The sequence below is a fragment of the Streptomyces poriferorum genome, assembly GCF_019399235.1.
Classification (GTDB): domain Bacteria; phylum Actinomycetota; class Actinomycetes; order Streptomycetales; family Streptomycetaceae; genus Streptomyces; species Streptomyces poriferorum.
This window is the reverse complement of the sequence record NZ_JAELVH010000163.1, coordinates 1-21,368: the sequence shown is the minus strand read 5'-3', so window position 1 is coordinate 21,368 and position 21,368 is coordinate 1. Positions and strand designations below refer to the sequence as shown.

21 protein-coding genes are annotated in these 21,368 nt (G+C 71.9%); 11 read left to right on the top strand and 10 right to left on the bottom strand.

Features of this window, described 5'->3' with window-relative positions; translation table 11 throughout:
* Positions 1-204: 204 nt before the first annotated feature.
* Both JGS39_RS25565 and JGS39_RS25560 read right to left on the bottom strand, forming a co-directional pair.
* Complete coding sequence (locus JGS39_RS25565; RefSeq protein WP_219571859.1) at positions 205-474, bottom strand: DUF3263 domain-containing protein; 270 nt, start codon at positions 472-474, stop codon at positions 205-207.
* 32 nt (positions 475-506) lie between these two features.
* Positions 507-1,790 carry an ABC transporter substrate-binding protein gene (locus JGS39_RS25560; protein ID WP_219571857.1) on the bottom strand — a complete coding sequence of 428 codons (1,284 nt, stop codon included), beginning with the start codon at positions 1,788-1,790 and terminating at the stop codon, positions 507-509.
* A 204-nt stretch (positions 1,791-1,994) separates the two neighbouring features.
* On the opposite strand from JGS39_RS25560, the gene JGS39_RS25555 reads away from it, so the two are divergent.
* The 5 genes from JGS39_RS25555 (at position 1,995) to JGS39_RS25535 (ending at position 7,121) form a co-directional block, all read left to right on the top strand.
* Complete coding sequence (locus tag JGS39_RS25555) at positions 1,995-2,903, top strand: SIS domain-containing protein (RefSeq protein WP_219571855.1); 909 nt, start codon at positions 1,995-1,997, stop codon at positions 2,901-2,903.
* Positions 2,904-3,014: 111 nt separating this feature from the next.
* On the top strand, positions 3,015-3,947 hold the full coding sequence (locus JGS39_RS25550) for an ROK family protein (RefSeq protein WP_219571853.1): 933 nt from the start codon (positions 3,015-3,017) through the stop codon (positions 3,945-3,947).
* Positions 3,947-5,110, top strand: coding sequence for an N-acetylglucosamine-6-phosphate deacetylase (gene nagA, locus JGS39_RS25545; protein WP_219571851.1), 1,164 nt, complete (start codon positions 3,947-3,949; stop codon positions 5,108-5,110). Before JGS39_RS25550 ends, nagA begins: the two co-directional genes overlap by 1 nt.
* Positions 5,111-5,259: 149 nt before the next feature.
* A complete protein-coding gene (locus JGS39_RS25540; RefSeq protein ID WP_219571849.1) occupies positions 5,260-6,201 on the top strand; it encodes a 1-phosphofructokinase family hexose kinase in 942 nt (313 codons plus the stop codon).
* Positions 6,202-6,257: 56 nt separating this feature from the next.
* Complete coding sequence (locus JGS39_RS25535; RefSeq protein WP_219571847.1) at positions 6,258-7,121, top strand: class II fructose-bisphosphate aldolase; 864 nt, start codon at positions 6,258-6,260, stop codon at positions 7,119-7,121.
* 172 nt (positions 7,122-7,293) lie between these two features.
* Here the strand turns inward: JGS39_RS25535 and JGS39_RS25530 are convergent, their stop codons facing one another.
* Positions 7,294-8,298 (bottom strand): CBM35 domain-containing protein, encoded by a 1,005-nt coding sequence (locus JGS39_RS25530; RefSeq protein ID WP_219571845.1) that lies wholly within the window; start codon positions 8,296-8,298, stop codon positions 7,294-7,296.
* A 164-nt stretch (positions 8,299-8,462) separates the two neighbouring features.
* Positions 8,463-10,112 (bottom strand): diguanylate cyclase CdgB, encoded by a 1,650-nt coding sequence (gene cdgB, locus JGS39_RS25525; RefSeq protein WP_219571844.1) that lies wholly within the window; start codon positions 10,110-10,112, stop codon positions 8,463-8,465.
* Between the two features lie 373 nt (positions 10,113-10,485).
* On the opposite strand from cdgB, the gene JGS39_RS25520 reads away from it, so the two are divergent.
* Entirely contained in the window at positions 10,486-10,992 is a 507-nt protein-coding gene (locus JGS39_RS25520) for a flavin reductase family protein (RefSeq protein ID WP_219571841.1), read from the top strand.
* 194 nt (positions 10,993-11,186) lie between these two features.
* On the opposite strand, the gene arfB is transcribed toward JGS39_RS25520, so the two are convergent.
* The gene (gene arfB, locus JGS39_RS25515) at positions 11,187-11,612 is read right to left on the bottom strand and encodes an alternative ribosome rescue aminoacyl-tRNA hydrolase ArfB (protein ID WP_219571839.1); all 426 of its coding nucleotides are present in this window, start codon (positions 11,610-11,612) and stop codon (positions 11,187-11,189) included.
* A gap of 203 nt (positions 11,613-11,815) precedes the next feature.
* On the opposite strand from arfB, the gene JGS39_RS25510 reads away from it, so the two are divergent.
* Positions 11,816-12,391, top strand: coding sequence for a TerD family protein (locus tag JGS39_RS25510; RefSeq protein WP_148019381.1), 576 nt, complete (start codon positions 11,816-11,818; stop codon positions 12,389-12,391).
* A 335-nt stretch (positions 12,392-12,726) separates the two neighbouring features.
* Positions 12,727-14,310 (top strand): M4 family metallopeptidase, encoded by a 1,584-nt coding sequence (locus JGS39_RS25505; protein WP_219571838.1) that lies wholly within the window; start codon positions 12,727-12,729, stop codon positions 14,308-14,310.
* A 35-nt stretch (positions 14,311-14,345) separates the two neighbouring features.
* Here JGS39_RS25505 and JGS39_RS25500 read toward each other — a convergent pair whose 3' ends face one another.
* The 4 genes from JGS39_RS25500 to JGS39_RS25485 all read right to left on the bottom strand — a co-directional run bounded on the left by JGS39_RS25500 (position 14,346) and on the right by JGS39_RS25485 (position 18,265).
* A complete protein-coding gene (locus JGS39_RS25500) occupies positions 14,346-15,722 on the bottom strand; it encodes a M1 family metallopeptidase (protein ID WP_219571862.1) in 1,377 nt (458 codons plus the stop codon).
* 218 nt (positions 15,723-15,940) lie between these two features.
* Entirely contained in the window at positions 15,941-17,029 is a 1,089-nt protein-coding gene (locus tag JGS39_RS25495; protein ID WP_219571861.1) for a YncE family protein, read from the bottom strand.
* A gap of 23 nt (positions 17,030-17,052) precedes the next feature.
* Positions 17,053-17,667, bottom strand: coding sequence for an ankyrin repeat domain-containing protein (locus JGS39_RS25490; RefSeq protein ID WP_219571836.1), 615 nt, complete (start codon positions 17,665-17,667; stop codon positions 17,053-17,055).
* Between the two features lie 40 nt (positions 17,668-17,707).
* On the bottom strand, positions 17,708-18,265 hold the full coding sequence (locus JGS39_RS25485) for a GlcG/HbpS family heme-binding protein (protein ID WP_219571834.1): 558 nt from the start codon (positions 18,263-18,265) through the stop codon (positions 17,708-17,710).
* Positions 18,266-18,466: 201 nt separating this feature from the next.
* Here JGS39_RS25485 and JGS39_RS25480 point away from each other — a divergent pair, with 201 nt between their 5' ends.
* The 3 genes from JGS39_RS25480 to JGS39_RS25470 all read left to right on the top strand — a co-directional run bounded on the left by JGS39_RS25480 (position 18,467) and on the right by JGS39_RS25470 (position 20,936).
* Positions 18,467-19,741, top strand: coding sequence for a sensor histidine kinase (locus tag JGS39_RS25480; protein ID WP_372456164.1), 1,275 nt, complete (start codon positions 18,467-18,469; stop codon positions 19,739-19,741).
* The gene (locus JGS39_RS25475; protein WP_219571832.1) at positions 19,738-20,376 is read left to right on the top strand and encodes a response regulator; all 639 of its coding nucleotides are present in this window, start codon (positions 19,738-19,740) and stop codon (positions 20,374-20,376) included. The genes JGS39_RS25480 and JGS39_RS25475 overlap by 4 nt, the downstream gene beginning before the upstream one ends.
* Before the next feature lie 62 nt (positions 20,377-20,438).
* The gene (locus JGS39_RS25470; RefSeq protein WP_219571830.1) at positions 20,439-20,936 is read left to right on the top strand and encodes a hypothetical protein; all 498 of its coding nucleotides are present in this window, start codon (positions 20,439-20,441) and stop codon (positions 20,934-20,936) included.
* Between the two features lie 22 nt (positions 20,937-20,958).
* Here the strand turns inward: JGS39_RS25470 and JGS39_RS25465 are convergent.
* Positions 20,959-21,368 (bottom strand): pentapeptide repeat-containing protein (locus tag JGS39_RS25465; RefSeq protein ID WP_219571828.1); only part of this gene is annotated, 410 nt, incomplete at its 5' end.

The window sequence follows — 21,368 nt, the reverse complement described above, 5'->3', positions numbered from 1 at the left end:
CCCCGCTCCTCAATCGCCGGAGGGGCTTGAGGAGCCGGGAGCCGCGTGCCCGGAGGGGCTTGAGGAGCCGGGAGCCGCGTGCCCGTACGGGCTTGGTTTCGCGCGGGCGGGCGCGCCCCGATCCAGCGCGCCGGCGGCAGATCCGGCCCCGCCGGCGTTTGAGGCGCGAGGTCCGGGGCGGAGCCCCGGGGCCCGGACCGGAGGTCACCGCCGGTCCCGTCGCGCCTCCCGTACCCGGCGCAGGCGGTTCACCGTCACCGGGTCCTCCTCCAGCGCCCGCCGGTCGTCCAGCAGGGCGTTCAGCAGCTGGTAGTAGCGGGTCGGGGAGATGCCGAGCTGTTCCCTGATCGCCCGCTCCTTCGCGCCCGGCCCCGCCCACGACCGACGCTCGACCGCGAGGACCGCGCGGTCCCGGTCGGAGAGTCCGGCAGGAGGGGCTGGCTCGTCGGGGCCGTTCGGGGGGAGGGCGGTCATATCAGCCAATATATTGCGCGGGCCGCGGACCGCTACTCCGCGTTCTCGGCCGCCGAGGACTCCTGCGCGATGTGCTGGAGCACGCTCTGCGGGTTCGCGCCCGGCTCGACCGCCTTGCCGATGTTCTCCTTGATCGACCCACTGGCCTGGGCCCAGGACGTCTTGCCGAAGGGGTAGAACTCCGCGTTCGTCAGCGTGGTCAGGAACTGGTGCAGCGGCTTGAACTTGGGGTCGTCCTCCATCGACGCCGACGCGCTGTCCGTGACCGGCAGCATGTCGTACTTGTCGGCGAACGCGATCACGTTCTCGTCGTTGAACATGAAGTCGAAGAACTTGCCCATCTCGACACGATGGCCGTTCTGCTTGAACCCCATGATCCAGTCGGCGACGCCCATCGACGTCTTGGTGGGCCCGTCCGCGCCGGGCAGCTGCACCATGCCGACGTTCACGCCCTGCTTCTCGGCCTCCTCCATCAGGGTCGGGTGGCCGTTGAGCATGCCGACATCGCCCCTGCTGAACGCCTCGAAGGCCTTGGCCCGGTTGAGCTTGCCGGGAGCGACGGGCCCGACGAGGCCCTTGTCGACGAGGTTCGACTTCAGCCAGTCGAACGTCCTGACGTTCTCCTCCGAGTCGATGTCGTACGAGCCGACGTCGTCGGTGTAGCCGCCGCCACCGCTGAGCATCCACATCATGGTCTCGGCCTGGGACTCCTCCTGACCCAGCGGCAGCGCGAACGGGTACGTCACCCCGCGCTGCTTGAGCGCCCCGGCGTCGGAGGCTATGTCGCCCCAGGTCCGCGGGGCCTTGAGGCCCGCCTGGGAGAAGAGGTCCTTGTTGTAGAAGAGCAGCCGGGTGCTGGCCACGAACGGCAGCCCGTACTGGATACGGCTGACCCGGCCGGCGTCCGCGAGCTTCGGCAGGAAGTTGGCCTGGGTCGGGATGCTGAGCATCTCGTCGGCGGAGTAGAGCTTGCCGGCCTTGGCGTAGTCCGCGTACGCGCCGATCTGCGCGATGTCGGGGGCCTTTCCGTCCTTCACCATCTCGGCGACCTTGCGGTCGACGTCCGTCCACGGATAGACGGTCACGTCCACCTTGATGCCGGGGTGGGACGCCTCGAAGCTCCGGGCGACCCCGTCCCAGTAGGTCTGCGACTTGTTGCCCTCGCCGGTGCCGTAGTCGGCCGCGACCAGTTTCAGCGTGACGTCGCCCGAGCTCCCGTCGCCTCCGCAGCCCGCCAGCGCGACCGTCATCCCCAGTGCGGCGACAGCCGCCGTCAGTCCCAAGTAACGCCGCTGCACAGCCCAGTCCGTCCTCATCGATTGCCCCACCCGCGGTACCCACGTCGGCATGGGCGCCCTCCGGATGAGCTGCGATTTTGCACCACGCCCGAGAAGGAGGTCTACACCACCGGGGTATCGCTTCCGCAACACAGCAGCATTGCACGGGACGCGGGGCGACTGCTAAGGAGGTCTCGGCCGGGCCCGACCCGGCCGCCGCCCAGGTGCAAGGAGCCGTCCAGCATGTCCCGTACCGCATCAGAAATTGCCACCCAGCCCAGCTGCTGGCGTCGTGCCGCGGAGGCGGGTGCGGCCTTCGACGGGCTGCCGCGTCCGGGCGAGCGGGTCGCCGTGACCGGGTGCGGCACGTCCTGGTTCATGGCCATCGCCTACGCGGCGCTGCGGGAGGCGGCGGGGCAGGGCGAGACGGACGCGTACGCCTCCTCGGAGTTCCCCGCCGGGCGGGCGTACGACCGGGTCGTGGCGATCACCCGATCCGGTACGACGAGCGAGGTGCTGGCGCTGCTGGGCGAGCTGCGCGGCAAGGTGGCCACCGTCGCGCTGACCGCCGACCCGAAGACGCCCGTCATGGACTCCGCCGACACGGTGGCCGTGCTGGACTGGGCGGACGAGGAGTCGGTCGTCCAGACCCGGTTCGCCACCACGGCGCTCGCGTTCCTGCGGGCCGGCCTGGAGGCGGCGGGCCCGCTGCCGGCCGGGGTGAAGACGGTCGCCGAGGCAGCCGTCGACGCGGAGCTGGCGGTGACCGAGCCGCTGGACGAGACGGTGGTCGCGGCCGAGCAGTGGACGTTCCTGGGGCGCGGCTGGACCTACGGGCTCGCCCAGGAGGCCGGGCTGAAGATGCGCGAGGCCGCGGGCGCCTGGACCGAGTCGTACCCCGCGATGGAGTACCGGCACGGCCCGATCGCGATCACCGGTCCGAACCGGGTGGCCTGGGTCTTCGGCCAGCTGCCCGAGGGTCTCGCCGGTGAGGTCGCGGCGGTCGGCGGGACGCTCGTCGCGCACCGGTCGGCGGACCCGATGGCCGACCTGATCCGGGCGCAGCGGCTCGCGGTCGTCCTCGCGGAGTCGAAGGGCTACGACCCGGACCATCCGCGCAACCTGTCGCGCAGCGTGATCCTTCCGGCGTAGGGCCCGGCCGGCCGGTTGCCGCCGGGTTGCGGCCGCGATTTTGTATGGATGCGCAACAAACAGCGATAGTGGACTAGACCTATTGGGGGTCGCCGGGCGAAACTGTTTCCCGTGAAACACGTCATCGCCCTCGATGTGGGCGGCACCGGAATGAAGGCCGCACTGGTCGGGGCCGACGGCACCCTGCTCTACGAGGCACGGCGCGCGACCGGCAGAGAGCGAGGTCCCGACGCCGTCGTGGAGTCGGTCCTCGCCTTCGCCGCGGATCTGCGCGCGTACGGCCAGGAGCACCTCGGCGAAAGCGCCCTCGCGGCCGGCGTCGCGGTGCCCGGCATCGTCGACGCCGAGAACGGGATCGCCGTCTACGCGGCGAACCTCGGCTGGCGCGACGTACCCATGCGCCGGCTCCTCGGCGAACGGCTCGGCGGCGTACCCGTGGCCCTCGGCCACGACGTCAGGACCGGTGGGCTGGCCGAGGGCCGGATCGGCGCGGGCAAGGACGCCGACCGCTTCCTGTTCGTACCGCTGGGCACCGGCATCGCCGGCGCCATCGGCATCGCCGGCACCATCGAGGCGGGCGCCCACGGCTACGCGGGCGAGATCGGCCACATCGTGATCCGGCCGGACGGCCCGGACTGCCCCTGCGGCCAGCGCGGCTGCCTGGAGACGCTGGCCTCCGCCGGCGCCGTCAGCCGGGCCTGGGCCGCCGCCTCCGGCGACCCGGAGGCGGACGCCGCCGACTGCGCCAAGGCCGTCGAGTCGGGCGACCCGAAGGCCGTCGCCGTATGGCTCAACGCCGTGGACGCGCTCGCCGCCGGACTCGTCACCGCCCTCACCCTGCTCGACCCCCGCACGCTCATCATCGGTGGCGGTCTCGCCGAGGCCGGGGAAACCTTGTTCACACCACTCCGTGCGGCCGTCGAGGAACGCGTCACGTTCCAGAAGCTGCCCCACATCGCCCCGGCGGCCCTCGGGGACACCGCCGGATGCCTGGGCGCAGGGCTGCTCGCCTGGGATCTTCTCTCCACGGAGGTATCCGCCTGATGGCCGGACGCGCAGACAGCACCGTTCTCGCAGGTGCCCGGGTGGTACTCCCCACCGGGACCGTCGAGAACGGCCGGGTGATCGTCGAGGGCACCCGCATCGCCGGCAGTTCGGCGGAGGGCGTCCCGACCGTCGACCTGTCCGGCCACTGGATCGTTCCCGGCTTCGTGGACATGCACAACCACGGAGGCGGCGGCGGCTCCTTCACCTCCGGCAGCGTGGACGACGTCCTGACCGGCGTCCGCACCCACCGCGAGCACGGCACCACCACCCTGGTCGCCTCCACCGTCACCGGCGAGATGGACTTCCTCGCCGAGCGCGCCGGCATCCTCTCCGAACTGGTCGAGCAGGGCGACCTGGCCGGCATCCACTTCGAGGGCCCGTTCATCTCCCCGTGCCGCAAGGGCGCCCACAGCGAGGGCCTGCTGCGCCACCCGGACCCGGCCGAGGTCCGCAAGCTCATGGACGCGGCGCGCGGCACCGCGAAGATGTTCACCCTCGCCACCGAACTGCCCGGCGGCATCGACTCCGTACGGCTGCTCGCCGAGCACGGCGTCATCGCCGCGATCGGGCACACGGACGCCACGTACGAGCAGACCGTCGAGGCCATCGACGCCGGCGCCACCGTCGCCACGCACCTCTACAACGCGATGCCGGGCCTCGGTCACCGCGCACCCGGCCCCATCGCCGCCCTCCTGGAGGACGAGCGGATCACCGTCGAGCTCATCAACGACGGGACGCATCTGCACCCCGCCGCCCTGGAGCTCGCCTACCACCACGCGGGCGCGCACCGCGTCGCGCTGATCACCGACGCCATGGACGCGGCCGGGTTCGGCGACGGCCAGTACCAGCTCGGCCCGCTCGCCGTCGAGGTCAAGGACGGTGTCGCCCGGCTCGTCGAGGGCGGCTCCATCGCGGGCTCCACCCTCACCCTGGACACCGCCTTCCACCGGGCCGTCACCATCGACCGGATCCCGGTCGGCGACGTGGTGCAGTCCATCTCCGCCAACCCGGCCCGGCTCCTCGGTGTGTACGACCGGGTCGGCTCCCTGGAGCCCGGCAAGGACGCCGACCTCGTCGTCCTGGACGAGGACTTCCGGCTCGAGGGCGTCATGCGCAAGGGCGAGTGGATCATTCAGCCGCAGGCGGTCCGGTCCGCCTGACCGGGCTGCCCTCCGCGTAACGAAGAGACGGCGGTTGGTCCCGACGTCTGGGCCGACCGCCGTCTCTTTGGCATGATCGCGAAGGAAACCAGCAGGGAAAGCGCGTTCTGGAAAGAGATCCGCGCTCCACGGATCGAGAGGGGCCGAGGGTGATCCTCACGGTCACGCTGAACACGGCACTCGACCTGACGTACGACGTCCCGGCACTCGTCCCGCACTCCAGCCACCGCGTCACCGCCCTCTCCGAGCGCCCCGGCGGCAAGGGCGTCAACGTCGCCCGGGTCCTCACCGCCCTCGGCCACGACAGCGTCGTCACCGGCTTCGCCGGAGGCGCCACCGGAGCCGTACTGCGCACCATGCTCGCCGCGCTCCCCACCGGCCCCGCGGCCGTCACCGACGCGCTCGTGCCCGTGGCCGGCGACACCCGCCGCACCCTGGCCGTCGTCGACCGCGCCACCGGGGACACCACCCAGTTCAACGAACCCGGACCGCACGTCACCGCCGACGAGTGGACCGCGTTCCTCGCCTCGTACGGCGAACTGCTCACCGCCGCCGACGCCGTCGCCCTGTGCGGCAGCCTGCCGCCCGGCATCCACGTCGGCGCCTACGCCGAACTGGTCCGGCTCGCCCGCACCGCCGGCGTCCCCGTCCTCCTGGACACCAGCGGCGAACCGCTGCGCCGCGGCATCGCCGCCCGCCCCGACCTGATCAAGCCGAACGCCGACGAGCTCGCCCAGCTCACCGGCTCCCGCGACCCCCTGCGCGGCGCCCGGGACGCCCGCCGGCGCGGCGCGCACGGGGTCATCGCCTCACTGGGGCCCGCCGGCATGCTGGCGGTCTCCCCCGACGGCACCTGGCAGGCGGCCCCGCCCGCACCCGTCCGGGGCAATCCGACCGGGGCCGGCGACTCCGCGGTGGCCGGGCTGCTGTCCGGCCTCGTGGAGGGCCTGGACTGGCCGGACCGGCTGCGACGGGCGGTGGCACTGTCGACGGCGACCGTGCTCTCCCCCACGGCCGGTGAATTCGACCGCGCGGCATACGAGGAGCTGCTGCCGCGCGTCGGTATCGAGGAACACGCAGACGCGGCCTGAACGCCGCGCCACCACCGGGCCCGCCCGCCGGGCCCGAGGAAACCACAGAGGTCAGCATGCCGCTCGTCAGCACCGGTGAACTCGTCTCCGCCGCTCAGGCCCGGGGACACGGAATCGCCGCCTTCAACGTCATCACGCTGGAGCACGCCGAGGCGATCGCCGCCGGGGCCGAGCGCGCCGGCGCGCCCGCCATCCTCCAGATCTCCGAGAACGCCGTGAAGTTCCACGGCGGCCGGCTCGCCCCCATCGCCGCCGCCGCCGCGGCCGTCGCCCGCACCTCCGCCGCGCCGCTCGCCCTCCACCTCGACCACGTCGAGTCCGTGGAGCTGCTGCACCAGGCGCACGAGACGGGCTTCGGCTCGGTGATGTTCGACGCGTCCAAGCTGAGCTACGAGGAGAACGTGCGGGCCACCGCCGCAGCGGTCGCCTGGGGCCACGAGCGCGGCGTCTGGATCGAGGCCGAGCTCGGCAAGGTCGGCGGCAAGGAGGGCGAGGCACCGCTCGACGCCCACGCCCCCGGGGTGCGCACCGACCCGGACGAGGCCGCCGCGTACGTCCGCGCCACCGGTGTCGACGCCCTGGCCGTCGCCGTGGGCTCCTCGCACGCCATGACCGAGCGCACCGCCGCCCTGGACCACGAGCTGATCGGCCGGCTGCGCGACGCCGTCCCCGTCCCGCTGGTGCTGCACGGCTCCAGCGGCGTCCCGGACGAGGAGATCCGCCGGGCCGTCACGGCCTCCGGCATGGTCAAGATCAACGTCGGTACGGCCCTGAACACCGCGTTCACCGGAGCCGTGCGCGCCCATCTGGCCGAGCACACCACGGGTGTGGACCCGCGCAAGTACATCGCTCCGGGCCGCGAGGCGATGACCGACGTGATCAGTCACTTCCTGGGTCTCGTGTCCGGCACCGCACGCTGATCCGGAACGGGCCCCGCCCCACGCACGCGGCGTGGGGCGGGGCCCGTGTCGTTTCCCGCCGTTCGTCACGCGCCCCGTAGAGGGGCGGGGACACGTCAGGAGACGTCAGCTCTTCTCGGAGGTCAGCTCCTCGCGGGGTCAGTTCCCCGCGGGGGTCAGCTCCTCGCGGAGATCAGCTCTTCGCGGGGGTGACCTCGACCCAGTCCAGGATCACGTCGCACTGGTTTCCGTCCTGGCACGAGATGCTGATCTCGTTCTCACCCTTGACCAGGTCGACGGGCGCCCAGGTGGTCTGCCAGTTCTTCTCCCAGTTCGGATCCGAGGACTGGATGAAGTCCTTGAGCCCGATCGGCTGCGAGTTCGGCTTGCCGTTGACCGTCAGCGTCGCGTTGGCGTCCTTGTCGGGGATCGCGTAGCGCACCGTCAGACGGTACGAACCGGCCTGCTCCATGGCGGCCCGCCACGTCACCGACGATCCGACGGCGTTGAAACCGGAGACGTAGGAACCGTCGGGACCCTCGGCCCCCTTGACGGTCTTGTCCACGGCCGCGGTCCCGCCGAGCTTCAGCGACGCCGCGTCCTGCTTCGGAAGCTCGACCGGGGCCTCGGAGCTCTTGGCCGGATCCGGCGTCGGGGACTGCTCGACCTCGCCGGCCGGACCGGAGGAGGACGTGGCCTCGTCCTTCTTCCCGCCCTTGTCGTCGTCCGTCATCAGCGCGACACCGATACCGATGAGCACGACCGCGACCACCGCGACCGCCCCGATCAGCAGGCCCTTGGTGTTCGGACCGCTCCGGCCGGGGCCGCCGCCACTGCCGCGGCCGCCCTGGTGCGGCACCTGCGCGGTCGTTCCACCGGAGTACGTCTCCGGGGCCGCGTACTGCGCGGCCGGCTGACCGTACTGTCCGTTCGGCTGGCCGTACTGCGCGTTCTGCTGGCCGTAGGGCGCCTGGGGCTGCCCGTACGCCTGCTGCGGCGGCACCTGCCCGTACTGGCGCTCGCCGACGGTCCGCACCTGGTTGTACGAGGTCCGGGGCACGCCCGGCTGCGCGGCGGGACCCGGGTAGCCGTAGCCGCCCTGTCCCGGCGGCTGCGCACCGGCCGCCTGTCCGTCCTCGTAGAGGTAGCCGAACGGATCGTCGTCCTCGGGTGTGCTCGCGCCGTTGTTCCCGGCCATCCCTGGGTCACTCCTCACCATGTCGCCAGCCGTCGCCGAACCTCGCCAGCCGTCGCCGACCGGCCGAGCCTACCCCGAACGGACCACACCAAGAATTGCCGGAGGCGGGACGGCGACCGGCGTGAGACAGCCCACGCGCCCCCGGAACGACGGGTCGGCAAACGTCATCCGGCCCTGCGGTGAACCTTGGACCGGGACCGCTTCTCGACGTACATCCGCTGGTCGGCGGAGCGCAGCACCTCTTCCGCCGTCATGCCGCACGCGGCCCAGCCGATACCGAAACTCGCCCCGACCCGCACCGCCCGGCCGTCGACCCGAATGGGCGGAATGATGGCGTTACGCAGGCGTACGGCCAGGTCCGCGGCGTCTGCGGACCCCAGCCCGTCCGCGAGAACGACGAATTCGTCACCCCCGAGCCGGGCGACGGTGTCCCCGTCGCGGACACACGTGGTCAGCCGCCGGGCGACCTCGATGAGAACCGCGTCACCCGTGTGATGCCCGAAGCGGTCGTTGATCGACTTGAAGCCGTCCAGGTCGCAGAAGAGCACCGCGAGGCCCTTCGACCCGTCGTCGTTCCCCGTGTCCGGTGCGACGGAATGCACATGGTGGTCGTACGGGCCGACGCCCCGGCCGACGTCGAACCCGTCGGCGGGGAACCCGTGCGCCCGCGCCTCGTCGACGTCGCCGTACGCCGCGTCCAGCGCCTCCACGTCCGTGGACACCACGGAGTGCGGGCGCTCGCACAGGCGCGCACTGAGCCGGGCCCGCAGCTCCGCGCTGTTGGGAAGCCCGGTCAGAGCGTCGTGCGAGGCGCGGTGCGCGAGGTTCAGCTCGTGCCGCTTGCGCTCCTCTATGTCCTCGACATGCGTGAGGAGGAAGCGCGGCCCGTCCGCGGTGTCCGCGACGACGGAGTTGCGCAGCGAGACCCACAGATACGTGCCGTCCCTGCGGCCCAGCCGCAACTCGGCGCGACCGCCCTCGGCGGAGGTGCGGAGCAGGGTGCCGATGTCCTCGGGGTGGACCAGGTCGGCGAAGGAGTACCGGCGCAGCACCGAGGCGGGACGGCCCAGGAGCCGGCACAGCGCGTCGTTGGTGCGCAGCAGCCTGCCGTGCTGGTCGCCGCCCATCTCCGCGATGGCCATGCCGCTGGGGGCGTACTCGAAGGCCTGGCGGAAGGATTCCTCGCTGGCCCGCAGCGCCTGCTGTTCACGCTCCAGGCGGACCAGGGCGCGCTGCATGTTGGCCCGGAGCCGGGCGTTGCTGATCGCGATGGCCGACTGGGAGGCGTACATCTGGAGTGCCTCGCGGCCCCAGGCGCCGGGCCGGCGGCCGTTGCGCGGGCGGTCGACGGATATGACGCCGAGGAGGTCGCTGCCGCCGCCCGAGGCGTACATCGGGGCGTAGAGCCGGTCCTGCGGGTGCCACTCGTCCTCGAAGCGGGGCTCGGGCCCCTCGGTGTGCCACTGCGGGACGTCGTCGTCGAGGAGGACCCAGCCGTCGGTGTGGGGTATGAAGCGGAGCTCGTCCCATATCTCGCCCATGGCCAGCCGGCGCTCCCAGGAGGTACGGGAGCCGACGCGGCCGGTGATCAGGGCCTCGGCGGCGCTGTTGCCGGCGAAGGCGGCGACGACGAGATCACCGTCGGGACGGACGAGGTTGACGCAGGCCAGCTCGTAGCCGAGACCGGCGACGATTCCGTCGGCGACGGTCTGCAGTGTGTCGGCCAGGCTCCGCGCCGTGTTGAGATCGGCCACGGCCTGGTGCAGCTGCCGCATCGTCGCAAGACGGACGTACGGCTCCGACTCGGCCTCCATTGCTCGCACTCCCCGAGACCTCGACAGCACTCCAGATTTCATATCGACGTACGTGACGTACTAACTGCAGTGTCACGGCCACTGAATCACAGTGAGCTGTGCACCCGGTACACAGGGTCAACAAATATTGCGCTCTGTGACTCAAGTCACAACAGATGGTGAAGGGTCCGCTGTGTCACCCGTCGGCGGTCCGTCCTCTTCTTGAACGCACCCCTCACATCCCTGGCATCGCGGGCCCGGAACGGGCAGGTCCTAGGACCTGGCTGGTCCCCTGGCCCGATGCGGGGGCCCACCGTACGCGGCTAGCGTTCCCGGTGTGTTGCAGACGAAGCCCCCCACCCCGCGTACCGAAGCCGTCCCCCATGCTGAGGGGGTGAGCAACGACGAGTTCCGCGGCGCCCTCGCCCGGCTGGCAGCCGGAGTGGTGCTGATCACCGCGCAGGAGCCACCGCTCGACGAGCACGGACGCGGCGAGGACGTGGGCATGACGGCGACCGCCTTCATGTCGGTGTCGCTCGATCCGCCGCTGGTCATGGTGAGCCTGCGCAACGACTCCCGGATGGACGACCTGCTGGCGGAGCAGCCGCTGTGGGCCGTCTCCGTACTGGCGGAGAGCCAGCGGCACATCGCGGGACGGTTCGCCATGAAGGGCCGGATCAGCGACCGGCTGCTGTTCGAGGACATCCCCTATGTACGCGGGGACGTCACCGGCGCCCCTCTGGTCGGGGGCGCGCTCGCGACGCTGGAGTGCCGCACCGAGCAGCGCATCACCGCGGGTGACCACACGTTGGTGATCGGCCGGGTGCTGGGTGCGCAGCTGCCGAGCGGGGACGGCGGCCCGCTGACGTACTTCCGCGGGCGCTACCGGCAGCTGGGCTGACGGCGGACGGGTTGCGGCAGCCAGGCCGACGGGGGTTGGGCTACGGGCGCCGGGCTGACGGCTGCTGGGCCAAGGCAGCCGGGCCGACGGGGCTGGGCTACAGGCGCCGGGCTGACGGCTGCTGGGCCAAGGCAGCCGGGCCGACGGGGGCTGGGCCAAGGCAACCGGGCCGGCGGTGGCGCGGAAGGCCGGTGCTACCAGTCGCGGCCGGAGCGGCCTCGTTTGGTGTCGCCGCGCTGCTTCTTCTCGCGCAGCCGGCGTTCGTTGATCCCGCGCGGGATCTTCCGTTTGACGCGCGGCTTGGGCGGCGGTGCCGTGGCCTCGGCCAGCAGGGCCGTGAGCCGCACGACGGCCGTCTCCCGGTTGCGCCACTGCGAGCGGTGCTCCGAGGAGCGGACGGACACGACGCCGTTGACCAGCCGGCTCGCCAGCCGTTCCAGCGCGCGCTCCTTCCACACCTCGGGCAGCGACTCGGTCGCCGCGAGGTCGAAGCGCAGCTCCACCTGGGAGTCACTGGTGTTGACGTGCTGCCCGCCGGGCCCGGAGGACCGCGAGAAACGCCACATGAGCTCGGCCTCCGGCAGGGAGACCGCACCGCGGATGAAATAGGGCCCGGACATGACACCCATGTTCCCCGCCCCACGCATGGTTCGTCACCTTCTTTTGCCCGCACCCCTTCCTCCGTCTGCCCGCACCCCGTCATCAGTTCGGTAAAGAAAGTAAAGGCGGAAGGAACCTCACGGTGCCCTGCCTGCGTTAGGAACTGTGACGGTAGCTTCGTGATGGCACGAAGCCCGCAGACGACAGATGAAAGGGACTTCCCATGGCAGTAAGCCTGTCCAAGGGCGGCAACGTCTCCCTCACCAAGGAGGCCCCCGGCCTCACCGCCGTCACGGTCGGCCTCGGCTGGGACGTCCGTACCACCACCGGCACCGACTTCGACCTCGACGCGTCCGCGATCGCGGTCAACACCGCGGGGAAGGTCTTCTCCGACGGGCACTTCGTCTTCTTCAACAACAAGGCGACGCCGGACCAGACCATCGTGCACACCGGTGACAACGTCACGGGCGAGGGCGAGGGCGACGACGAGCAGATCAACGTCAACCTGGCGGGCCTGCCGGCCGACATCGACAAGATCGTCTTCCCGGTGTCGATCTACGACGCCGAGACCCGCAGCCAGAACTTCGGCCAGGTGCGCAACGCCTACATCCGCATCCTCAACCAGGCCGGCGGCGCCGAGATCGCGCGCTACGACCTGAGCGAGGACGCCGCCACCGAGACCGCCATGGTCTTCGGTGAGCTGTACCGCAACGGCGCCGAGTGGAAGTTCCGCGCCGTGGGCCAGGGCTACGCCTCGGGTCTGCGCGGCATCGCGCAGGACTTCGGCGTCAACCTCTGACGCTCGGCGCAGCTCAGCACAACCGCCTCACGGGAGCCCCCGGCCGAACGTCCTGCGGCCGGGGGCTCCCGCGTGTCCGCACACCCGCGTGTCCGCACACCTCACGTGCCCGCGCACCGAGTGCGCGCATATCACCGAACGCGCTCAACGGGGCCGGCGACACGCGATGTTGTCCCATCGATGGGAGTCCGCCGGATAGCGGACACAGACGCATCCCAGTCGGACAAGAAACGGTCAAAGAATTGTGAGGTAATTGTTGGTACACCGTCAAAATTGGTCATTCGGTGGCACGCTCTCCGCTCGTAACCCCCCACGGAACGAGCAACGGAGAACGCATGACCCCCCACATGAACACCCGTCGCGCCGCAGCCCTGGCCGCCGTGGCCGCAATGGTCGTCGTCGGAGTGCAGACCGGTGCGGCGAACGCCACCCCGGGCGCCTCCGACGGCGGTTCCTCCGCCTCTCCCCGCACCGCCTCCCCCGCCTTCAACAGCGCCTCCGCACGCACGAACGCCATCAAGTCGGCCCAGACCGACGCCTCTTCGGCCGCCACCACCCTCGGGCTCGGCGCCCAGGAGAAACTGATCGTCCGTGACGTGATCAAGGACGCCAACGGCACCGTCCACACCCGCTACGAGCGCACCTACGCCGGACTGCCCGTCCTCGGCGGCGACCTCGTCACCCACACCGCGAGCAACGGCGACTCCAAGGGCGTCACCAAGGCGACGAAGGCCCGGATATCCGTGCCGTCCACGACGGCGAAGATCAAGACGGCGGCAAGCGCCCGCAAGGTGATCTGGGCGCGCGGCACCACGCCCGTCCTCGCCTTCGAGACCGTGAAGACCGGCGTGCAGAAGGACGGCACCCCGAGCCGGCTCCACATCATCACGGACGCCGTCACAGGCAAGAAGCTGCACAGCTACGAGGCCATCGAGACGGCCGGCGTCGGCAACAGCCAGTACAGCGGCAAGGTCGACCTCTCCACCACCGCCTCCGGCTCCGGCTTCGAACTGACCGACGGCGACCGCGGCGGTCACAAGACGTACGACCTGGGCCAGGGTGAGAGCGGCACCGGCGACCTCGTCACCGACGACGACGACACGTGGGGCGACGGCACCGGCAACGACCGCCAGACCGCCGCGGTCGACGCCCACTACGGCGCCGCGAAGACCTGGGACTTCTACAAGTCGGCCCTCGGCCGCGACGGCATCGCCGGTGACGGCAAGGCCGCCTACTCCCGGGTCCACTACGGCGACGCGTACGTCAACGCGTTCTGGGACGACAGCTGCTTCTGCATGACGTACGGCGACGGCGCCGACAACAAGAGCGCCCTCACCGGCCTCGACGTCGCCGGCCACGAGATGAGCCACGGCCTGACCGCCGCCACCGCCAACCTCGACTACGCCGGGGAGTCCGGCGGTCTCAACGAGGCGACCAGCGACATCTTCGGCACCTCCGTGGAGTTCTTCGCCGACAACGCCACCGACGTCGGCGACTACCTCATCGGCGAGAAGATCGACATCAACGGCGACGGCACCCCGCTGCGTTACATGGACCAGCCCAGCAAGGACGGCGGCTCGGCCGACTACTGGGACAGCAGCGTCGGTGACCAGGACGTGCACTACTCGTCCGGCGTCGCCAACCACTTCTTCTACCTGCTGGCCGAGGGCAGCGGCGCGAAGACGATCAACGGCGTCGACTACGACTCCCCGACCTCCGACGGCTCCACCGTCACCGGCATCGGCCGGGACAAGGCCGTCCAGATCTGGTACAAGGCCCTCTCCGAGTACATGACCTCCACCACCGACTACGCGGCCGCCCGCGTCGCGACCGAGAAGGCGGCGACCGACCTGTACGGGGCGGACAGCGCCGAGCTCGCCTCGGTCAGCGCCGCCTGGGCCGGCGTCAACGTGAAGTAGTTCTCACCGCGTTGCTCCAGGGAGCCGGCAACCGGTCATCCATCCGCGGCGGGCCGGTCCCTGCCGTACAGCCAGTCCTTCCACAGCTCCGACAGATCCTTGCCCGTCTCCTCCTCCACATACGCGGTGAAGTCCGCCGTCGAGGCGTTGCCGTGCCGGTGCGCCTTCGTCCAGCCGGCGAGCAGCGCGAAGAACTCCTCGTCGTCGTCGACCGCCTCACGGATCTTGTGGATCACCATGGCCCCGCGCCCGTACACCGGCTGCTCCGAGATGTCCGCGGCGCTCGGCGGATCGGCGGGCGGGAAGGCCCAGTTGTCCTCGTCCTCGTACGCCTCGTCGAACGACTCCTGGGCCGGGACGTCCTCCTTCTCCTCCTCCCAGAGCCACTCCGCGTACGTCGCCAGGCCCTCGTTGAGCCACATGTCGCGCCAGGTCGCGGGCGTCACAGAGTCGCCGAACCACTGGTGCGCCATCTCGTGGACGAGCAGGCCGATGCTGGGCGGGCCGGGGAAGAACGGCCGGTTCTGGGTCTCCAGCGCGTAGCCGGAGTCCCCCTTGCGGTCCACGATCGCGCCCGTCGCGGAGAACGGGTACGGGCCGAAGTGCTCGGCCTCCCACTTCACGACCTCGGGGATCCTGGCCAGCGTTCCCGCGCTCGCCTTCGCCGACTCCGGGTCCACGGCGGTGAACACCGTGATGCCGTCCGCCGTCGTCGACGTCTTCGTCGTGAAGCGGCCGACGGCCAGGGTCGCGAGATAGCTCGCCATCGGTTCGGCGGTGTGCCAGCGGTAGGTGGTGCGGTCCCCCGCCGTCGTCGGCGGCCCGGCCGGCACCCCGTTGGAGACCGCCGTCAGCCCCTTGGGGACGGTGACCGTCAGGTCGTACGAGGCCTTGTCGCTCGGGTGGTGGTTCCCGGGGAACCAGGCCATCGAGCCCGTCGGCTCCCCGAGGGCGAGCGCGCCGTCGTCGGTCGGCAGCCAGCCCTCCTCGGATTCGTCCGCATCGGTGATCGTGCGCGGGGAGCCGGAGTAGCGGACGACGGTACGGAACGTCTCGCCCCGCTGGAGCCGGTCCTCGACCTTCGCGTCCGAACGCAGCGTCAGCTCGTTGCCCGCCCGGTTGACGGCGGCCGGACGGCCCTCCACGGTCGCCGAGTCCACGGTCAGACCGGCGAGGTCGAGGTTGAACGAGCTCAGGTCCTGGGTCGCCCGGGCGGTGATCACGGCGGTCCCGCGCAGCGTCTGCCCGTCCGGGTCGACGTCGAGCGTGAGGTCGTAGTGCGTGACGTCGTATCCGCCGTTGCCGAGCTTGGGGAAGTACGGGTCGCGCAGGCCGGAGGCACCGGGCTTGCCCTCCACCCCGCCGCCGCCGGAGGTGCAGGCGGGGGCGAGGACGGCGAGGGCGAGGAGCAGGGCGGCGGAGCCGGCTGCCCCGCGGGGTGTGCGTGCCGTGCCGCGTCCGTTGCCGCGTGCCGTGCCGCGTAGCTCGTCGCGTGCCGTGCCGCGTACCTCGTCGCGTGCCGTGCCGCGTGCCTTGTCGCGTGCCGGAGGTCGGTGATCCACGCCGGTGATCCTATGTGCGGAATGTCGGGGTCAGGGGGCTGCCGGTCCGACCTCGTACCCCGCAGCCGTCAGAGCACCGCGATGCCCAGCGGCCGCTCGCCCGCCGCCAGCCGGACCGGGTCCTTCTTTCCGGCGAGGTCCACGACCGTGATGCCGTTCCAGTACCCGTCCCGGGTGAAGCCGCCGGTGACGTACGCCGTGCGGCCGTCCTCGGACACCGCCACGTCCTCGTGCGGGCCGTCCAGCCCGATGACGCGCTCGGATCCGTCCGGCTCGCGGACCGTCAGGGACGCGTCCTCGTCGTCGGAGGCGATCGGGCCGGTGCCGACGACGAGGAGCGTGCCGTCGGGGGTCGTCGTCGCGCCGTGCTGGTGCGTGTTCGCCGTCATCGGCTCGACCGCCACCTCGCCGGTACGCGGATCGAGGACCGCCAGCCGCTCGCCCTCGAACGGCAGCAGCAGCTTCCCGTCGCCGGGGCGGACGACCGCGTAGTGCGGCTTCAGCCAGGAGCCGAGACCGCCCTCGGTGCCGTACGGGGCCACCTCCATCCGCCGGGTCCTCAGGCTGTCCGTGCGCACGGACGTCACGTCGAAGGAGTCGTGCCCGGTGGCATACACCTCGTCGCCGTCGGGCGAGACGTCCACGTCGAAGGGGCGGCGGCCGACCGGGACGGTGCCGGTGACCTCGCGGGCCCCGGTGTCGATCACCTCCAGGACCCCTTCCGCATCCGGGACGTTGACGCCGACGTAGACGTGCCGGCCGTCGGGCGCGAGGGCGATTCCCATGCCGCCGCCGCGGTACTCGCCCGTGGTGACGGGTCCGGTCTCCGTCCCGTACGGGATACGGGCCAGCCGGGTACGGGTCCGCGTGTCGACGACCGCGACGCCCTCGGCGGTGGCCACCCAGGCCCGGCCGTCCGCCCCGACCACCAGCCCGTACGGAGCGGTGCCGACCTCGACCCGGTCGACCGCACCGCGTTCCGGATCGACGAACGTCACCGTGTCACCGCCGAAGTCGGCGACCAGGAGCGTGCCGTCCGGGGTGCTCCCGGCCGGGGCCCGTACCGAAGAGCTCGCCGCCGGACTCTTCGCGGCCGGGGCGTCCGGCGTACCCGTGGCCTCCCCGGCGCAGCCGGCGAGCACGGCCGCGGCGGCCATCAGAAGCACCGCGCGGCGGGCGCTCACCGGGGATCCCGGCCGCCCGAGGCGCCCCGCAGCAGCGCCGCGATCTCCGCGAAGCCGCGGCGTTCCGCGTGCGCCAGGGCCGTGACGCCGTCGCCGTCCGGCAGCCCGGGCGTCGCCCCGGCGGCCAGCAGCAGCTCGACGATCTCCTGGTGCGCGCGGCCTCCGTCGCCGAGGATCACCGCCTCCAGCAGAGCCGTCCAGCCCAGCCGGTTGACGTGGTCGACGTCGATGTCGGTGATCCGGAGCAGCTCCCGTACGTACGCGACGTGGCCCCGCTCGCTCGCCGGGATCAGCGCGATGCCGCCGAACCGGTTGCGGAGCTTCAGGTCCGGTCCGGCCGGCAGCAGGACGTGGAGCATCGCGACGCTGCCCGTCACACCGGTGGCCAGCCAGGGGCTCTCCTCGCGGCTGTCCTGCGCGTCGGGGTCGGCACCCGCGTCGACGAGCAGCCGGGCGGTCTCCACATGGCCGCCGTGGACGGCCAGGAGCAGCGGGGTGCGCAGTTCCTCGTCGCGGGCGTCCACCCGGGCGCCGCCCTCGACCGCGGTCCGCACGGCATCGGTGTCGCCGGCGCGCGCGGCGTCGAGCAGCTGCTGATCGAGGGCGTTCATATCCGTCTCCCGTGGGTGGTTACGACCGTGCGTGGTGGGACTACTTGGCGAGGGCGGCGACGCCGGCCCGGGCGAACTTCTCGTCGAGGTCGCCGCTGGGCGCCCCCGCCACGCCGATGCCCGCCACCGGAGCGCCCTTGACCTGCACCGGTGCGCCGCCCGCGAGGAACAGGGTGCCAGGGATGTCCTTCAGGTTCGGGGCCTGGGCCAGGCGCCCGGCCAGCTCCGAGGTCGGGGCGTTCCAGGACACGGCGGTGTACGCCTTCTTCTCGGCGGACTCGTACGCCTGCGGGCCCGAACCGTCGCCGCGCAGCGTCAGGATGGTGTTGCCGTTGCGGTCGACGACGGAGACGGCGACCCGCTGGTTCTCCTTCTCCGCGGCGTCGAGGGCGGCCTGCGCGGCCTGCGACGCGGCGTCCACGGTCAGGTGCGTGGACTGCTGGAGGTTGCGGTTCGCGGTGTCCGCCTTGACGGTGGTGGCGGGCGCGGCGGCCGGAGCGGAGGCGTTCGCGGACATGGCGCCGAAGGTGCCGGCCCCGAGGGCGGCGGCGGCGACGGCACCGGTCAGGACACGGGTGCGCAGCGACATCTTCTTCATGGTGGGCTCCTCAGCAAGGTGGTGCGTGGCTTCTGCGTTCTGTGTTCCATCCTTGGGCCGGTTCCGGGGCCGTACGGTCGTCGTACCGGCTCGACGCCGCGCGCGGGACGGCTGACGGCCCCATCGGCCGATCGGTTGATGCGGGGACGCCCGTTCGGGGTGACGATGAAGGTCCGCGCAGGTCAGGAGCAGGGGTACGGGGTGGAGCAGGGGTACGAGGTGAAGCGGCGGGGCTCGTCGCCGCGCGGCACCGCGCAGGTCGGCGACCCCGGCACCCGCGGGCTCGCGCTGCTCATGCACGCCGCGTTCTTCCTGCTGCTGGGCGCCTCGCTGACCCGGTTCCTGCTGCGGCACCCCGGTGAGACGCGCACCCCGTGGATCATCGGCCTGTCCGTGGCCCTCGCCGTCCTGTACGTGCTCGGCCCCGTCCTCGGCTCCCGCCCGACGCCGCGCCGCCTCGTCTGGCTCGGGGTGCTCGTCGCCGTGTGGATGGTGCTCGTCGTCCTCGCGCCGAGCTTCGCCTGGTGCGCGGTCCCGCTCTTCTACACCGGGCTGCGCATCCTGCCACCGCGTGCCGCGCTCGCCCTCGTCGCGCTGCTGACCCTGTTCGTCGTCGCCGCGCAACTGCGGCTGGCCGACGGCTTCGACCCGAACCTGGTCCTCGCCCCGCCCGCCGTCGCGGCCGTCGCCACCGCCGTCTTCATCCACATGCGGCGCCAGGCCGCCACGCAGGCGGAGCTCATCGACGACCTGCTCCGCACCCGTCGCGAACTGGCCGCCACCGAACGGCGCGAAGGCACCCTCGCCGAACGCCAGCGGCTCTCCATGGAGATCCACGACACCCTCGCGCAGGGGCTGTCCAGCCAGCAGATGCTGCTCCAGGCCGCCGACCGCACCTGGGACGCCGACCCGGCGACCGCCCGCCGCCACGTCCGTACCGCCACCGGCATCGCGGAACGCAACCTGGCCGAGGCCCGCCGCTTCGTCCACGACCTGGCCCCCGCCGATCTCGCCGAGGGCGGCGGCCTGGAGGCGGCGCTGCACGCGCTCGCCACCCGCGAGACCGCGCAGTCGCAGGGCCGGCTCACCGTCCGCTGCCACGTCGAGGGCACACCCCACACCGCCCTGCCCGACCGCGTGCAGTCCGCCCTGCTGCGGATCGCCCAGGGCGCCCTGGCCAACGTCACCGAGCACGCGGGCGCCACCGAGGCCGCCCTGACCCTCACCCACCTCGACGACCGGACCGTCCTCGACATCGCCGACAACGGCCACGGCTTCACGCCCGCCCCGCGCCCCGGAACCCCGGACGGGGTGCGCGGACACGGGCTGCCCGCGATGCGCGCCCGGCTTCAGCAGCTCGGCGGCACCCTGGCCATCGAGTCCGCACCCGGCGAAGGCACCGTGGTGACCGCCGCCGTCCCCCTCACCGGCGAACCGCCCACCGCCACCGCCACCGGCCCTCAGGACTCCCCATGACCACTTCGCACCCGCCCGTCCGGATCCTGCTCTGCGACGACCACGCCGTCGTACGCGCCGGACTCCTCGCCCTCCTCGGCAGCGAGCCCGACATCGAGGTCGTCGGCGAGGCCGGCAGCGGCGAGGAGGCCGTCGCCCTGACCGCCAGGCTCACCCCCGACGTCGTCCTGATGGACCTCCAGCTGGGCGAGGGCATCGACGGCGTCGAGACGACCCGCCGCATCGTGGCCGGCACCGCGGGCGCCCACGTCCTGGTCCTGACCACGTACGACACCGACGCCGACATCACCCGCGCCATCGAGGCGGGCGCCACCGGCTACCTGCTGAAGGCCGAGCGCCCCGAGGAACTCTTCGCCGCGATCCGCTCCGCCGCCCAGGGCCGCACCACCCTGTCCCCGCCCGTCGCCAGCCGCGTCATGGCCCGGATGCGCGCCCCCCTGCCCACCCTCACCGACCGCGAACGCGACATCCTGGGCCAGCTCTCCCAGGGCCTCGGCAACCGCGACATCGCCCGCGCCCTGTTCATCAGCGAGGCCACCGTCAAAACCCACCTGGGCCGCATCTACGACAAACTCGGCGTCGACACCCGGGCCGGCGCGGTCTCCGTCGCCAAGGAACAACGCCTGCTGCCCTGAGCCAACCGGCCCCCGCCTCCACTGATGCGGGAACGGCACGCCGGGCATGACACCATCGAACCGTGCTCGACATCGGCTACTCCCTCTCCCGACGCTTCCCCGATCCCCCGCAGACCGACTACCGCCGAGCGGACGTCCACGCGCTGCGCCACGATCTGTTCTCCGGGGACGTCTACCTCGCGGACACCAAAGAGGACCGCGAAGTATCCACAGCCTGGGGATGGGTACCGGTGCTCGACTTCGCCTGGGCGCTGTGCGACATCGTCGAACAGATCGACCAGGACCCCCGCGGCAACCGCTCCCATCGCCGCCAGTTCGCCGAACTCGACTTCACCGAGTCCTCCGACCGCATGCTCTTCGAGCGCCGCTTCGGCTGGGTCGACGTCGAGGCCGACTGGATGCCCGCCGAGGAAGCCCCCCTCACCTTCAGCCACTCCCTGCTGCGCCGCGAGGCCCGCGACTTCCTGCACGACCTGATCGCCGACCTCGCTGACATGCACGAAGGCCTCGCCGACAACCCCACCGTCTGGGACCTCCAGGCCCGCTTCCCCCGCCTCTGACCGGGCCGCGGGGCGGGCTCCGTCACGCCTCCACCCGCACCCCGATCTGCGCCGCGAACGCCGGAGCCAGCTCCATCAGCTGCGACGGACTGATCACCGCACCGGCCAGCCGCTCCACACCCCGCGCGATGTCCAGCTCCGCGACCGTCCGCAGATCCACCGAATCCATCCGCACCGCGCTGAAGTCGGCCCGCTTCAGCACACAGTCCCGGAACTCCACCCGGGTCAGCTGCGCCTCCCCGAAATCCGGCTCCGACAGGACACACCCCTCGAACACCACGTCCTTCAGCCGGGCCTTCCGCAGATTCAGGTAATCGATCTTCCCGCCCCTGATCAGGACCCGCTCCAGCACCGCACCGTGCATCTGCACCCCGCCCAGACGCGCGTCCACGATCTCCACATCCCGCAGCGCCACCCCCGCGAGATCGGTGC